Annotated in this window: 13 protein-coding genes; 7 read left to right on the top strand and 6 right to left on the bottom strand. The window is 68.9% G+C overall.

Annotated elements, in window-relative coordinates; translation table 11 throughout:
- The first annotated feature begins 40 nt into the window (after positions 1-40).
- A complete protein-coding gene (locus ACFY9N_RS00500) occupies positions 41-769 on the top strand; it encodes an SGNH/GDSL hydrolase family protein (RefSeq protein ID WP_391476190.1) in 729 nt (242 codons plus the stop codon).
- A gap of 208 nt (positions 770-977) precedes the next feature.
- On the opposite strand, the gene ACFY9N_RS00495 is transcribed toward ACFY9N_RS00500, so the two are convergent.
- The gene (locus tag ACFY9N_RS00495) at positions 978-1,508 is read right to left on the bottom strand and encodes a cytochrome C5 (RefSeq protein WP_391476189.1); all 531 of its coding nucleotides are present in this window, start codon (positions 1,506-1,508) and stop codon (positions 978-980) included.
- A gap of 119 nt (positions 1,509-1,627) precedes the next feature.
- Between ACFY9N_RS00495 and ACFY9N_RS00490 the strand changes: the two genes are divergently transcribed.
- The 5 genes from ACFY9N_RS00490 (at position 1,628) to ACFY9N_RS00470 (ending at position 6,557) form a co-directional block, all read left to right on the top strand.
- On the top strand, positions 1,628-3,781 hold the full coding sequence (locus ACFY9N_RS00490) for an alpha-galactosidase (protein ID WP_391476188.1): 2,154 nt from the start codon (positions 1,628-1,630) through the stop codon (positions 3,779-3,781).
- A 524-nt stretch (positions 3,782-4,305) separates the two neighbouring features.
- The gene (locus ACFY9N_RS00485) at positions 4,306-4,653 is read left to right on the top strand and encodes a PadR family transcriptional regulator (RefSeq protein ID WP_391476186.1); all 348 of its coding nucleotides are present in this window, start codon (positions 4,306-4,308) and stop codon (positions 4,651-4,653) included.
- Position 4,654: 1 nt separating this feature from the next.
- On the top strand, positions 4,655-5,026 hold the full coding sequence (locus ACFY9N_RS00480; RefSeq protein ID WP_391476185.1) for a DUF1048 domain-containing protein: 372 nt from the start codon (positions 4,655-4,657) through the stop codon (positions 5,024-5,026).
- On the top strand, positions 5,023-5,793 hold the full coding sequence (locus ACFY9N_RS00475; RefSeq protein WP_391476183.1) for an ABC transporter ATP-binding protein: 771 nt from the start codon (positions 5,023-5,025) through the stop codon (positions 5,791-5,793). The genes ACFY9N_RS00480 and ACFY9N_RS00475 overlap by 4 nt, the downstream gene beginning before the upstream one ends.
- Positions 5,790-6,557: an ABC transporter permease gene (locus ACFY9N_RS00470; protein ID WP_391476182.1), complete on the top strand. Its 768-nt coding sequence runs from the start codon at positions 5,790-5,792 to the stop codon at positions 6,555-6,557. Before ACFY9N_RS00475 ends, ACFY9N_RS00470 begins: the two co-directional genes overlap by 4 nt.
- Positions 6,558-6,783: 226 nt before the next feature.
- Here ACFY9N_RS00470 and ACFY9N_RS00465 read toward each other — a convergent pair whose 3' ends face one another.
- From ACFY9N_RS00465 to ACFY9N_RS00450, 4 genes are all read right to left on the bottom strand, one after another.
- Complete coding sequence (locus ACFY9N_RS00465) at positions 6,784-7,701, bottom strand: glycine betaine ABC transporter substrate-binding protein (RefSeq protein ID WP_391476181.1); 918 nt, start codon at positions 7,699-7,701, stop codon at positions 6,784-6,786.
- Positions 7,702-7,762: 61 nt separating this feature from the next.
- Positions 7,763-8,752 carry an ABC transporter permease gene (locus ACFY9N_RS00460; protein ID WP_391478427.1) on the bottom strand — a complete coding sequence of 330 codons (990 nt, stop codon included), beginning with the start codon at positions 8,750-8,752 and terminating at the stop codon, positions 7,763-7,765.
- Positions 8,749-10,062 (bottom strand): glycine betaine/L-proline ABC transporter ATP-binding protein, encoded by a 1,314-nt coding sequence (locus ACFY9N_RS00455; protein ID WP_391476179.1) that lies wholly within the window; start codon positions 10,060-10,062, stop codon positions 8,749-8,751. Before ACFY9N_RS00455 ends, ACFY9N_RS00460 begins: the two co-directional genes overlap by 4 nt.
- 352 nt (positions 10,063-10,414) lie before the next feature.
- Entirely contained in the window at positions 10,415-11,617 is a 1,203-nt protein-coding gene (locus tag ACFY9N_RS00450; RefSeq protein WP_391476177.1) for a class I SAM-dependent methyltransferase, read from the bottom strand.
- Positions 11,618-11,729: 112 nt separating this feature from the next.
- On the opposite strand from ACFY9N_RS00450, the gene ACFY9N_RS00445 reads away from it, so the two are divergent.
- Positions 11,730-12,050 (top strand): hypothetical protein, encoded by a 321-nt coding sequence (locus tag ACFY9N_RS00445; protein WP_391476176.1) that lies wholly within the window; start codon positions 11,730-11,732, stop codon positions 12,048-12,050.
- 197 nt (positions 12,051-12,247) lie between these two features.
- Here ACFY9N_RS00445 and ACFY9N_RS00440 read toward each other — a convergent pair whose 3' ends face one another.
- Positions 12,248-13,522, bottom strand: a complete 1,275-nt coding sequence (locus ACFY9N_RS00440) for an amino acid aldolase (RefSeq protein WP_391476174.1) — start codon at positions 13,520-13,522, stop codon at positions 12,248-12,250.
- Positions 13,523-13,641 lie beyond the last annotated feature (119 nt).

Genomic DNA, 13,641 nt, shown 5'->3' with positions numbered 1-13,641 from the left:
GCGCGTGCGCGACGTCGGATGCGGCGGCTAGGGTCGAGGCGTGCCCGACACCACCTCGCCCACCGCCGCATCCGATCTCGTCCGCCTCGCCGACCTGCTCGCGGGCGGCGATCCTCTCAACTGGGTCATCACCGGCGACTCGATCACGCACGGGCTTGTCTTCACACAGGGCGGCCGCAGCTACGCCGAGCACCTGCACGAACTGATCCGCGGCGAGCTCGAGCGGGTCCGCGACATCGTCGTGAACTCGGCGATCAGCGGACATCGGATCGTCGACATCCTCGGCGACTTCGAGCGCCGGGTGTCGTCGTGGCGGCCCGACGTCGTGACGCTCATGATCGGCACGAACGACCTCTCGACGGGCGGACCGCAGCCGATCATCTCGCCGGATGAATACGCCTCCTCGCTGCGCGAGTTCGTCGCGCGGGTGCGAGCGCTCGGGGCGATCGCGGTGCTGCAGACGCCTCCGCCGATCGACACCGCCAACGCTCCCGAGCGCGCTCGGGTCGCAGAATTCGCGGATGCCGTGCGGCAGGTCGCCGCGAGCGAAGACGTCATCCTCGTGGATCAGTACGCCCGCCTCGTCGAGCTCGGCGCCGGCGGGATGCCGTGGGGCCTGATGGGCGACCCGTTCCACCCGAACGCGGCTGGTCACGCCGCCCTCGCGCTCGAGATCGCGACGGTGCTCGGCATCCGTCCGAAGCCGGAGCGGTCACGCACGCTGCCGCTGCTGGAAGCGCAGGTCGGCGCGGCGCGCATCTACAGCTGACGCGGGTTTCACGGGGCGGGACCCTTCGACAGGCTCAGGGACCCAGCAGTCACGGGGCGGGGCCCTTCGACAAACTCAGGGACCCAGCAGTCACGGGGCGGGACCCTTCGACAAGCTCAGGGACCCAGTAGCGTGGGGGTCCAGGGAGCCAGTCGCGCGGTTCAGAAGCTGGGTCGCTGAGCCTGTCGAAGCGTCCCCCACGAGACGCTCAGGCGTCGTCGCGGCTGATGTGGTCGAGCAGCGCGTCGCCGGTGGCGAAGGAGATCGTCTCGACCCCGTCCTCTTCGGCGACCTCGACGCCGTCGATCTCGAGGTCCTCGTCGAGCTGCACGAGGATGCGCGAGTCGGGGAACTGCCGCGGGGCGTCGAACGACACAAGCACGGCATCCGCGAAGACGACGACCGATGCGGCCTCCATGTCGTCGCGCAGGTCGATGCGCTCACTGACCTCGGATTCGCCGACTGCCTCCTCGATGTCGGTCGCGGCCTCGTCGACGATCGCGCGCCAACGCTTCTCGGTGATCGACAGGATGCGCGCGACACCGTCGATCAGCTCCTCGACGTCGGCCTCGGCATCCGCGTCGTCCTCTTCGATCTCGGGGTCGATGTTGACATTCACGTCGGTGCCGGCGGCCTCGAGATGGGCGCGTCCGTGCACGATGCCGTTCTCGGCGACCGGTTCGTCGAGGTGGCCGCTCTCGATGACGGCGGCCAGGAGTTCGTCGAGTGCAGTGGTCATGCTCCCATCCTCGCCGACAACACCCGTCCTGTCTTCGAATCGCTCACTTTGCGGTTCTCGAGGCCCAAAAAGCGCAAAGTGAGCGATTCGAACGCCAGGGGGCTGGCTATTATTAATTCATGTTGTCAATTAACTCCGGGCCGGACAGCGCCGTTCGGGAAGCCACCCACCTCCACAACGCGGGCGTCAGCCTCGTCTTCACCACCGACGTGTTCGGTGCGCCGACCATCGCGCACTGGGGTGCGCCGCTGACGGATGCCGACATCCCCGGCCTCCTCGCGACCGCCACGCCGGCGGTGATGAACAACTCCCTCGACATCGCCCGCTCCTTCTCGATCGCGCCCGGCCGCGCGCACGGCTGGTCCGGAACCCCGGGGATCGAAGCGACGGCGGCGGATGCTGTGATCGACGGTTTCACCCTCACCCGAACAGTGCAGACGGATGCCGCGAGCGCGAGCTTCGTGCTGATGGATGCCCGCGCCACCGTCGAGGCGACGTTCACGTTCGCGCTCGACGACGCCGGCGTGCTGCACTCCGCCATCGTGCTCGAGAACATCGGCGCCGAGCATCCGGTCGACGTCGCCGCCGTCCGATCCCTTCTGCCGTTGCCCGCGCGCGCCGCCGAGGTCGTCGACTTCACGGGGCGCTGGACCAACGAGAAGGTCGCCCAGCGCGCCGCGATCCACGACGGCACCTGGCTGCGGTCGTCGCGGCGCGGGCGCCCGGGGCACGACGCATCGTTCGTCACCCTCACCGGCACCGAGGGCTTCCGCTTCCGCTCGGGCGAGGTCTGGGCCGCGCACCTCGCGTGGGGCGGCAACCAGGAGATGCTCGTCGAGCGGCTGCCCGAGGGCGCAGGCGTGCACCGCTCCGTGCTGGGCGGCGGCGAGCTCGTCGACGCCGGCGAGGTGCGCCTGCAGCCCGGCGAGACGTACAGCTCGCCCGAGCTGCTCTCGACCTGGAGCGACGAGGGGATCGACGGCGTGACCGCGCGGTTCCACGCGTCGGTCCGGTCGCGCCCGAGCCACCCGAAGACCCCGCGGCCCCTGCTGCTCAACACGTGGGAGGCGGTGTACTTCGACCACGACCTCGACACGCTCACGGCTCTCGCGACGACCGCCGCCGAGCTGGGCGTGGAGCGCTTCGTGCTCGACGACGGATGGTTCCGCGGACGCCGCGACGACCACGCGGGCCTCGGCGACTGGTTCATCGACGACGACGTGTGGCCCGAGGGGCTCGCCCCGCTGTCGGCCCGCGTGCACGACCTCGGCCTCGAGTTCGGCCTGTGGTTCGAGCCCGAGATGGTGAATCCCGACTCCGACCTGGCGCGCGAGCATCCGGACTGGCTGCTCGGCGAGAACCCGCTGCTCACCTCGCGCCACCAGTTCGCCCTCGACTTCTCGCGCGACGACGTGGTCGACTACATCGTCGAGCGCCTCGACGACGTGATCACCCGCGCCCGGGTCGACTTCGTCAAGTGGGACCACAACCGCGACCTGCACGCCTCGATCGACGCGCGCGGACGGCGCCGCGTACACGCCCATACGCTCGGCGTGTACCGCGTGCTCGACGAGATCCGCCGTCGGCATCCGCGTCTCGAGATCGAGTCGTGCGCCTCGGGCGGAGGTCGCACCGACCTCGGCACCCTCGCCCGTACCGACCGCGTCTGGGCGTCGGACTGCAACGACCCGATCGAGCGTCAGAGCATCCAGCGCGGCACCTCGACCCTGCTGCCGCCCGAGCTCGTCGGCGCCCACGTCGGCCCGACCGTCTCGCACACGACGGGTCGGCACGCGTCGTTCGCGTTCCGGGCCGCGACCGCGCTGTTCGGGCACGCGGGCCTCGAGTGGGATCTGACGACGGCATCCGACGAGGATCGCGCCGCGATCGCCGCGTGGACCGCTCTCTACCGCGAGCTGCGCCCGCTGCTGCACTCGGGCGTCACCGTTCGCGGCGACGACGTCGACCCCGGCACCCTGCTGCACGGCGTCGTGAGCGCCGACCGCGGCGAGGCCGTGTTCGCGTGGGTGCGCACCAAGACGAGCGCGACGGCGCACACGCCGCGCGTTCCGATCCCGGGCCTCGACCCCGCGGCGTCGTACCGCGTGCGGGTGCGCGACGAGATCGGCACCGCCCACCGCCACCAGGTCGCCGACCCGGCGTGGCTCACGGCATCCGACCTCACGGTCACCGGCGCGGTGCTCGCGCAGGGCCTCCCCCTTCCCGTGCTCGACCCCGGCAACGCCCTGCTCCTCCACCTCACCCGCGCGTAGTCAACGGCATCCGTCGGAGGACCGCTCCCGTCGCACGTTCTGTCGTTCTGAAGCGGCTATTCCGACAGAAAGTGCGACCGGAACTCCGGTCATCGCCACTGCACGGGCCGGGCTCCGGCGTTCAGCACTCCGGAAGAACAGCCGCCGAAGGAGCCGAAACACGGGATTCCGGCCGGTCGCGGCCCGGACCTCCGGAGTTGTGCCGGTGCCCTCCTCGGCGTCCCCGCAGGTCACATCGATCGGATCGGCAGATCCGGAGCGGCCGCCACCCCCGTGAACAGCAGCGACACCAGCGTCGCCGCACCGGCGAACGCCGAGAGCTTCGTGAACTTCATGTCTCCCCCTGGAGCGATTGAGGTGCTGCGGCGCCCATCGACGCCTTCCCGTTTCTCAACAACGAGGCAGGCGTCCGGGTCTGACGATCCGGTCGGTATTCGGTGTTGCTAAGTACCGGTACCTAGTGTTACTTTGTACCGGTACCCAGCATCACTGAGTACCGACCGCGACACAGAAGGGAGCGTCCGATGGGCAAACAGATGACCGAGATGCTCAAAGGCACCCTGGAGGGCATCGTGCTGGCGCTCCTCGCCGAACAGCCGGCCTACGGATACGACATCACCGCCCGCCTGCGCGAGCACGGTTTCACCGACACCGCCGAGGGCACCGTCTACGCCCTGCTGGTGCGGATCGAGCAGCGCGGGCTCGTCGATGTCGAGAAGGTGCCGAGCGAGAAGGGGCCGCCCCGCAAGGTCTACACGCTCAACGCGCAGGGCACGCACGAGCTGGCGGAGTTCTGGAAGACCTGGAACCTGCTCGCCCGACGGATCGAAGAACTGAACGACACGAACAAGAACACGAACGAGGAGAACTGACATGGCCGCGAAGTGGATCGAAGCGCTCACCGGATCGCTCGAGCAGAAGAAGCAGTACCGCGACGCCCAGAAGCGGATCGACGCCCTCCCCGAGCCCTATCGCTCGGTGGCGAAGGCCCAGCACCGCTACTCGATGTACTACGGCGGCATCACCGACGGCGACACCCTGGTGCAGATCTTCCTGGGCCTCGCCGACCTGTGGGAGCGCGCCGCGATCGACGGCACCCCGATCGACGCGATCGTGGGCGACGACCCCGTCGAGTTCGCCGAGACCTACGCGCAGTCGTACGGCGGAGAGCAGTGGATCGACAAGGAGCGGGCGCGCCTGATCAAGGCCGTCGACGAAGCGAAGGACAAGGAGAAGGAGTCATGACCGCAGCCATCTCCGTCACCGGGATCGAGAAGTCCTACAAGGATCTTCACGTTCTGCGCGGCGTCGACTTCGAGGTTGAGGCGGGGTCGATCTTCGCCCTGCTCGGCTCGAACGGCGCCGGCAAGACCACCATGGTGCGCATCCTCTCGACGCTGCTGACGGCGGATGCCGGCACGGCGACCGTGCGCGGACACGACGTCGCGAGCGACCCGCTGAAGGTGCGCGAGACGATCAGTCTGACCGGCCAGTTCGCTGCGGTCGACGAGATCCTCACCGGACGCGAGAACCTCGTGCTCGTCGCGAAGCTGCGGCACCTGCCCGGCACCGGGCGGATCGCCGACGACCTGCTCGCCCGCTTCCGGTTGACGGATGCCGGGGGCCGCAGAGTCGGCACCTACTCCGGCGGCATGCGCCGCCGACTCGACATCGCGATGAGCCTCATCGGCGACCCCGAGGTCATCTACCTCGACGAGCCGACCACCGGCCTCGACCCCGAGGCGCGGCTCGAGGTGTGGCAGGTCGTGAAGGAGCTCGCGCACACCGGTACCACCGTGCTGCTCACCACGCAGTACCTCGACGAGGCCGAGCAGCTCGCCGACCGCATCGCGATCCTGCACGAGGGTCGCATCATCGCCAACGGCACGCTCGCCGAGCTGAAGGCATTGCTGCCTCCGGCGAAGGTCGAGTACGTCGAGAAGCAGCCGACGCTCGAGGAGATCTTCCTCTCGCTCGTCGGCCCGAGCGCCCCGAAGGAGGACGCAGCATGAGCACGCACTTCGTCGCCGACACGGCGACCCTCACGGGCCGATCGATGCGGCACATCTTCCGCAGCGCCGACACCATCATCACCACGGCGGTCACCCCGATCGCGCTGATGCTCCTGTTCGTGTACGTCTTCGGCGGGGCTCTGCGCCAGAGCACCGGGCAGGAGAACTACGTGAACTACCTGCTCCCCGGCATCCTGCTCATCGCGATCGCCTCGGGCATCGCCTACACGGCGTTCCGTCTGTTCACCGATCTGCAGAGCGGCATCTTCGAGCGCTTCCACTCCATGCCGATCGCCCGGTCGAGCGTGCTGTGGGCGCACGTGCTCACCTCTCTCGTGGCGAACTCGATCACCCTCGCGATCATCTTCGGTGTGGGTTTCCTGATGGGGTTCCGCACCGGGGCCAGCATCGGGGCGTGGTTCGCCGTGATCGGCATCCTGCTGCTGTTCACCCTGGCGCTCACCTGGCTGGCGATCATCGCCGGTCTCAGCGCGAAGACGGTCGACGGGGCGAGCGCGTTCTCGTACCCGCTGATCTTCCTCCCGTTCATCAGCTCGGCGTTCGTGCCGACCGACACCATGCCCGGCCCCGTGCAGTGGTTCGCCGAGAACCAGCCCGTGACCTCGATCGTCAACACGATCCAGGCGCTGTTCGCGGGGGAACCGGTGGGATCGGACATCCGGGTCGCCCTCGCCTGGTGCGTCGGCATCCTCATCGTCGCCTACGCCTTCGCGATGCTCGCCTACCGCCGCAAGGTGCGGTGAGTCGGGGCCTCCAACCTGTTTCGAATCGCTCACTTTGCCGATTTCACCCGCCGAAAGCTGCAAAGTGGGCGATTCGAACGTCCGGGTGACGGCGGGTGGCCCCTGAGCGCGCACGTCGACACCGTAGCCGGGCGGAGAAACCACCGATGGGCGGAGGATTCGAGAAGAATCCTCCGCCCATCGGCGAGAAGTCCCCCCCACGCGGGGCGAAGAAGACGGGGTCAGATCAGCTGACGACCCAGTCGAAGTCCGAGCCGTGCTCCTCGAGCCACGCGTCGACGGCTTCGGCCTCCTGGCCCTCGCCGTACTCGTTCACGACGAGGTCTTCGAGCGAACCGTACTGCGCGTCGTCGAGCTGGATCTGCGCGATCAGCTCGGCGGCCTCGGGGAACTCCTCGGCGAAACCCTTCGTGCCCAGGAAGTGCAGGGCCTCGGGCTCACCCATGGCACCCATCGGGTCTTCGAGGTCCTTCACGGGGAAGGCGTCGTTGGCCCAGAACGGACGCCAGAGCGTCACGACGATGTCCTCCTGCTTGTCGGTGGCCGACTTCAGCTCGGTGAGCATCGCGGCGGTCGACGAAGTGACGAGCTCGTACTCGCTGTCGAGGCCGTACTCGGGAAGCATCTTCTGGGTCTGTGCGGTGAGACCGGCGCCCGGCTCGATGCCGTAGATCTTGCCGTCGAGCTCTGCGCCCTTGCCGACGAGGTCCTCGATCGAGTTCAGCTCGGAGTACTCCGGCACGGCGATCGTGAGCTTGGCGTTGTCGTAGTACGCGCCGAGGTCCTCGATGTCGTCGCCGTACTCGTCCATGTACGACTTGTGGGTCAGCTCGGGCCAGGCCGACGGGTAGATGTCCACGTCGCCCTGGGCGAGACCGGTGTACAGCGGGCCCGCCTCGGTGAGCGTCTTCATCTCGACGTTGTAGCCGATCTTCTCGAGCTGGTCCTGCAGCAGGTAGGCGGTGCTCAGGCCGTCGGTCCACGAGGGCAGGAAGCCGAGGGTGATCGTGCCCTTGTCGCCCGAGCCGGCGTCGCCGCCGCCCGAGCCGCTGCCGGTGCCACCCATGCCGTCGCCGGAGCAGCCGGCGAGCGCGAGGGTGGTGGCGGCGCCGAGCGCCGCGATGGTCAGGAACTTCTTCTTCATGTGTGTCTCTCTCGTTACGTATGCGTTGTGTGCTGTGTTGCGGGTACTGCGGGAGGGAAAGTCAGACGGTGCCGACGGGCGTGCGCTGCGGCGAGGCGACGCGGCGCTCGGCCTCGTCGGCGGCATCCGTCGCGTCCGTCGCACCGGCGGGCGCAGAAGCGGATGCCGTCACCCGGTGCTTCGCGCGCCGACGGGCGATCAGGCCCAGCAGCGACGACGGGTTCTGGCCGAGCGTGCCGAGTGCGGCGGTGACGCGGTCGAGGAAGACCGCGAGCAGCACGACGCCCAGGCCGGCCTCGACACCCTTGGCGATGTTGATGGTCGAGATGGCTTCGACGACGAGCTTTCCGAGGCCGTCCGCGCCCGCCATACCGGCGATGACCGCCATCGACAGGGCGAGCATGATGACCTGGTTGACGCCGGCGAGGATCGTCGGCATCGCGAGCGGAAGCTGGATGCCGCGGAGGATCTGCCCCGGCTTCGCGCCGAAGGCCTGTCCGGCCTCGACGGTCTCGGAATCGACTCCGCGGATGCCGAGCTCGGTCAGTCGCACGCCCGGGGGAAGGGCGAAGATGACCGTCGCGACGAGTCCGGGCACGACGCCGATGCTGAAGAACACGATCGCGGGGATCAGGTAGACGAAGGCGGGCATCGTCTGCATGAAGTCGAGGATCGGCTTCAGGATCGCACGGACCGTGGCGTTGCGCGCCGACCAGATGCCCAGAGGGATCGCGATGAGCACCGCGATCACCGCGGCGACGAGTACCAGTGCGAGGGTCTGCATCGCGGGCACCCAGAGGTTCATGGCGACGATCAGGCCGAACGAGATCACCGTTCCGATCGCGAGCTGCCAGGAGCGCACGAGCCACGCGATGAGCGCGGCGATCACGATGATGACGATGAAGTGCGGGCTGAGCAGGGCGCGCGTCAGGCCGTCGACGAGGAACGCGACGACGAACGAGACTCCACCGAGGAAGCCGTCGAGGTTGTCCTTGATCCAGTCGACGCCGGCAGCGACCCATGACCCGAGGGGAATGCGGAAGTCCATCAGCGCACCTCCTCATTCATGGTCTGGGCCCCTGAGCCTGTCGAAGGGTCCGCCGTCCATCCGTCATCGAGCACTGCATCGATCTCGGCCTGCGGCATCGGGATCAGAGGCAGCGTGAGCTCACCCGTCGCACCGGGGCCGGGGCCGAGGGCGGCGAGCAGGGTCACGCGCGGGATGACACCCGCGAGGCGACCGGCGGCATCCGTCACTGCGAGCGGCAGCGGCGACTCGACCGAGGGGATGAACAGGTTCATCAGGATCTCGTCCTCGCTCACGCTCTGCGGCACGGGCTTGATGATGTCGCGCAGGCTGGCGGTGCCCTTGCGCACGAGCTTCACGGCATCCCGGTCGGTCACGATGCCGACCAGCTGACGGTCGCGGCCGACGACGTAGGTCGCCGACATGTAGGCGTCGCGCATCTGGCGCAGCGCGGTGCGCGGCCCGGCGGTCTCGGCGACGACGGGGCGCGGGCGCTCCATCACGTTGCCGGCGGTGAGCACGCGGGCGCGGTCGACGTCCTGCACGAACTGCTCGACGTAGTCGTTCGCCGGGTCGGTGAGGATGTCTTCGGGCGTGCCGATCTGCACGATGCGGCCGTCGCGCATGACCGCGATCCGGTCGCCGAGGAACATCGCCTCGTTGAGGTCGTGCGTGATGAACACGATCGTCTTGTGGAGCTTCTGCTGCAGTTCGAGCAGCTGCTCCTGCATCTCACGGCGGATGAGCGGGTCGAGGGCGCTGAACGCCTCGTCCATCAGCAGGATGTCGCTGTCGGCGGCGAGCGCGCGGGCGATGCCGACGCGCTGCTGCATTCCGCCCGAGAGCTCGGAGGGCAGCTTCTCACCCTGGCCCTCGAGGCCCACGAGCGAGAGGATCTCCTCGGCCTTCGCGAGGCGCTCGGCCTTGGCGACGCCCTTGAGTTCGAGCGGGTAGGCGACGTTCGCGGCGACCGTGCGGTGCGGCAGCAGGGCGAAGTGCTGGAAGACCATCGAGACGCGGTCGCGACGGATCTCGCGCAGTCGCGACGCCGGGATGCCGGTGATCGGGTCGCCGTTCACGGTGACGGATCCGTCGGTGGCGGGGTGCAGCCCGTTGAGCATGCGGATGATGGTGGACTTGCCCGAGCCGGACAGCCCCATGATGACGAAGATCTCACCGCGGTTGACGGTGAAGCTGGCATCGATGACGGCGGCGGTTCCCGCCTCGGCGACCTGCGTGCGGCTCTCGCCCGCCTTCAGCCGGCGGACGGCCTGGTTCGGATTCTTGCCGAACACTTTGAAAAGATTGCGCGCTTCTAGAACGGTTTCGGACACGTTTCCCCTGCGGCTCGCCTTCGGGTGGCTGAGCCTGCTTCGGTTACGCCCGGGTGATGCTCTCGAGGCCGTTCGACATGTCTGCTGTGGCGGCACGGACGGCGGATTTCGGATCCACCGCGATAGAGCAACGACCGTACGTCCACGCCTCTTCGCAGCACAGCTCATCGAAAGAAGGACGTGGTCGCGGACTGGTCTTCGGGCCGTCAGGCCCACAGACCAACGTAACGAAATGGCCGGTCAGGGGCAAATCCCGCTCTTCGGCTCATTCATAGAATCACGTGCTGACCGGGGGATTGCTCGGGCATCTAGCGAATTCCCGACGCGCGTGTCGCGGTGGTCTCGAGTGGGGTCAGGAGCGGCGGATGCTGCGCGTCACCGTGAACTTCGGCGTGCGGTGCAGCTGTTCGGTCGGGCCGATCAGACGGGTGAGTTCAGACCGGTATCCGAGGGACGAATTGAACACCGTCAGGAGCTCTCCGCCGGGGCGCAGGACACGAGCGGATGCCTCGAACAGGCGCGTCGCCGCGCCGGTGTGCACGCTCGCGCCGAGGTGGAACGGCGGGTTGAGCAGCACGACGTCGACGGATGCCGTCGGCACCTCGGAGGCCGCATCGTCGTGGGTGACGGTGACGCAGTCGGCGACCCCGTTCGCGGCGACGGTGGCGCGGGCGGAGGCGACGGCCGCGGCGGATCGGTCGGTCGCGATCACGCGGGCATCGGGGTGCGCGAGCGCGTACGAGACGGCGAGGGCCCCCGTGCCGCACCCGAGGTCGAGGACGGTCGGACTCGTGGGGGACGCTTCAACAGGCTCAGCGACCCAGCTGGGCCCCTCACCGGAACCGGGTCCCTGAGCCTGTCGAAGGGCCCCACCCCGAGAAACTCCGAGCACGTCGAGCAGCACCCGCGTACCGATGTCGAGCTTCGCCCCGGCGAACGCCCCGCCGTGCGCAACGAGGGTCAACCCCTCATGCTCAGCCGTCACCGGAAAAGGCGACACGACCGGTACTTCCTTCGGCTCCGACGCGACGATCAGCCGTGACTTCCGCTCGGCCCGCTGCGCCTGCACGACCCCGAAACTGCGACCGAGCACTTCGTTCTGCGCGAGGGTCATGTGCTTCACCCGGCCGCCGGCGACGAGCACCGCATCGGTCGCGGCCCAGCGGGCCACGGCATCCGCGATCTCCTCGAGTTCAGCGAGCGCCTTCGGCAACTGCAGCAGAACCACCCGCGCGCCGTCGAGCAGCGACGGGGCGAGCTCGTGCGCGGAGAATCCGTCGATCCCCAGCTCGGCAGCGTTGCGGGCGAGCGCGCGGCGACCGGTCGCCAGGTCCTGATGCACCCGGATTCCGCGCAGCCCGGCATCCGTCAGCGAGAGCGTGATCGCGCCGTACTCGTCGCCGATGACCGCGATCTCGGAACCGTCGAGGCCGCGCTCCGCGGCGAGCGCGAGCGCGCGGTCCACGAGGAGCAGGTCGGTCGCGTCGTACGCCTGCAGGTTCTCGGCCTCGACATCGGGCCAGCGACGCAGGCGACTGTAGGGGAACTCCGGCACCCGTTCACTGTACGCGGCGCCCCGCCCGCCACTGGGCCCCTGAGCCTTCCCACCACTGGGCCCCTGAGCCTGTCGAAGGGCCCCACCCCGCACAAGCCCCTATGTTGAGTCCATGGCCGAGTGGAACGAGCTGATCATCATCACGCTCGCGGTCGCTTTCGCTCTCGCCGTTCCTCTCATCACGCTGTGGCGGCTCCGCACCCCCGAGCGACGCCGTGACGAGTGGCTGGGAGCGAACGCGCAACCGCGGTTCACCCGCATCGCCTACGCGCTCGGAATCAGCTTGACGCTCTTCAGCGGTCTGACCTGCACCCTCATCGCCCTCGCCGGCTACCGACTCGCCTGGGCCCCCGTCGCGCTCTGCGTCGGCCTCATGGCGTCGACGGCGATCTCGGCGAGGGCGGCGTTCCGCACTCCGCGCGACCTCGACTGACGCGGGGTCTGCGACGCTTCGACAGGCTCAGCGACCCAGGGTTCTCGCTGGGCACCCCGAGCCCCGCAACGGAGGAGATCTCACGCAACGCAGGAGCGGATGCCGCATACCGTCCGCCACAACGAGAGAACTCCTCCCGAACGGGGCCGCCTACTGGGTCCCTGAGCTCGTCGAAGGGCCCCACCCTGCACGAGCCCTCAGAAGAACGTGCGCACGAGCTCCACGACGCGGTCCGACTCCGCCGATTCGACGACCGGCAGCACCTGCCACTTGTCGAACGCGGTGCACGGGTGTGAGAGGCCGAGCGCGACGACGTCGCCGATCGCGACGTCCGCCCCGCGCAGGAACGTGTGCTGGTCGTTCATCGCGGTGACGGATGCTCCGGGCAACGGCGCGATGTCCTCACCGAGGTCGGCGGCGAATCCGTGCACGACCGGCAGCCCCTCGTCGAAGGGGAAGTCGCGCTTGCCGCCGTCGAGCAGCGCGAGCGCGGGCTCGGGGTGCGAGACGACCCGCGCGTATCCGCGCATCGCCGAGCGGAACACCCCGCCGGCCTCCGCGCCGGGGTAAGTCTCGTCGAGGGGCGAGATGCCGCGGTAGAAACCGTCGTCGTGCACGATGTACGCGCCCGAGCGGAGCGTGAAGCGGGTGCGGGAGTCGCGGGCGATCGCGGGGGCGTAGACCTCGGCGACCAGGTCGAAGTAGGCGCTCCCTCCGGCGGTGACGAACACGTCGCCCTCGTCGTACAGGTCGCCGAGCGCGTCGTGCACGACGAGCTGGTCGGCGAGATAGGCGCGCACGGCGGTGAGCGCGGCATCCGATCGGTCGTGCCCCAGGGCACCCTCGTAGCCGGCGACGCCGGCGAGACGCAGCACATCGGATGCCGCGATCCGGCGTCCGATCTCGATCGCCGTCTCGACGCTCCGGGCGCCCGTGCGGCCGCCCTCGGCACCCAGCTCGACGCAGACGTCGACCCGGCGCGGCACTCCCACCTCGCGGAGGGCGCGCTCCATCGCGTCGACCGTTGCGAGGGAGTCCGCCCAGCTGACGAAGCGGAAGTCTGGGTCGGCGAGCTCGCCCGCGAGCCAGCGCAGCGAGCGCGGGTCGACGACGGCGTTCGCGAGCATGACGCTGTCGAGCCCGAAGGTGCGAGCGGTGCGCACCTGACCCATGGTCGCGAGGGTGATGCCGGGGCATCCGATGTCGAGTTGGCGCTGCCAGAGCGCGGGGGCCATGGTCGTCTTGCCGTGGGGCATGAGCTGCAGGCCACGGGCTTCGGTCCAGGCGGCCATGACGGCGAGGTTGTCGCGCATCGCGGTGTCGTCGAGCGCGATGATCGGCGTCCAGAACTCCGACAGTCGGGGCTCGGTGGCGAGGAACTCGGCCGCCGTCATCCCGATCGCCCGCTCGGGGATTCCCTTGTCGCGTGCGGTGAGGCGGGAGTCGCCCCACCCATCCTGAAGCCGTGCCATGGTCTGCCCTTCGGTTTGTACGGATCCCTTCGAATCTACGCGACGACAGAACGGGGTTGACACGAGGCGGGGTTAGGGGGTTAGTTAGTCATGTAAGTAACCAACCGACCACCGGGAGG

The organism is Microbacterium sp. NPDC008134, from assembly GCF_042957055.1.
Classification (GTDB): Bacteria; Actinomycetota; Actinomycetes; order Actinomycetales; family Microbacteriaceae; genus Microbacterium.
Note: the sequence above shows the minus strand (reverse complement) of the source record. Positions and strands in the feature narration are given on the sequence as shown.

What these genes read in the sequence shown, in the direction of transcription:
- ACFY9N_RS00495 (WP_391476189.1), bottom strand. Translation starts at nt 1,508, where the DNA reads ATGACCACTGCACTCGACGAACTCCTGGCCGCCGTCATCGAGAGCGGC.
- ACFY9N_RS00490 (WP_391476188.1), top strand. Translation starts at nt 1,628, where the DNA reads ATGTTGTCAATTAACTCCGGGCCGGACAGCGCCGTTCGGGAAGCCACC.
- ACFY9N_RS00485 (WP_391476186.1), top strand. Translation starts at nt 4,306, where the DNA reads ATGGGCAAACAGATGACCGAGATGCTCAAAGGCACCCTGGAGGGCATC.
- ACFY9N_RS00480 (WP_391476185.1), top strand. Translation starts at nt 4,655, where the DNA reads ATGGCCGCGAAGTGGATCGAAGCGCTCACCGGATCGCTCGAGCAGAAG.
- ACFY9N_RS00475 (WP_391476183.1), top strand. Translation starts at nt 5,023, where the DNA reads ATGACCGCAGCCATCTCCGTCACCGGGATCGAGAAGTCCTACAAGGAT.
- ACFY9N_RS00470 (WP_391476182.1), top strand. Translation starts at nt 5,790, where the DNA reads ATGAGCACGCACTTCGTCGCCGACACGGCGACCCTCACGGGCCGATCG.
- ACFY9N_RS00465 (WP_391476181.1), bottom strand. Translation starts at nt 7,701, where the DNA reads ATGAAGAAGAAGTTCCTGACCATCGCGGCGCTCGGCGCCGCCACCACC.
- ACFY9N_RS00445 (WP_391476176.1), top strand. Translation starts at nt 11,730, where the DNA reads ATGGCCGAGTGGAACGAGCTGATCATCATCACGCTCGCGGTCGCTTTC.
- ACFY9N_RS00440 (WP_391476174.1), bottom strand. Translation starts at nt 13,522, where the DNA reads ATGGCACGGCTTCAGGATGGGTGGGGCGACTCCCGCCTCACCGCACGC.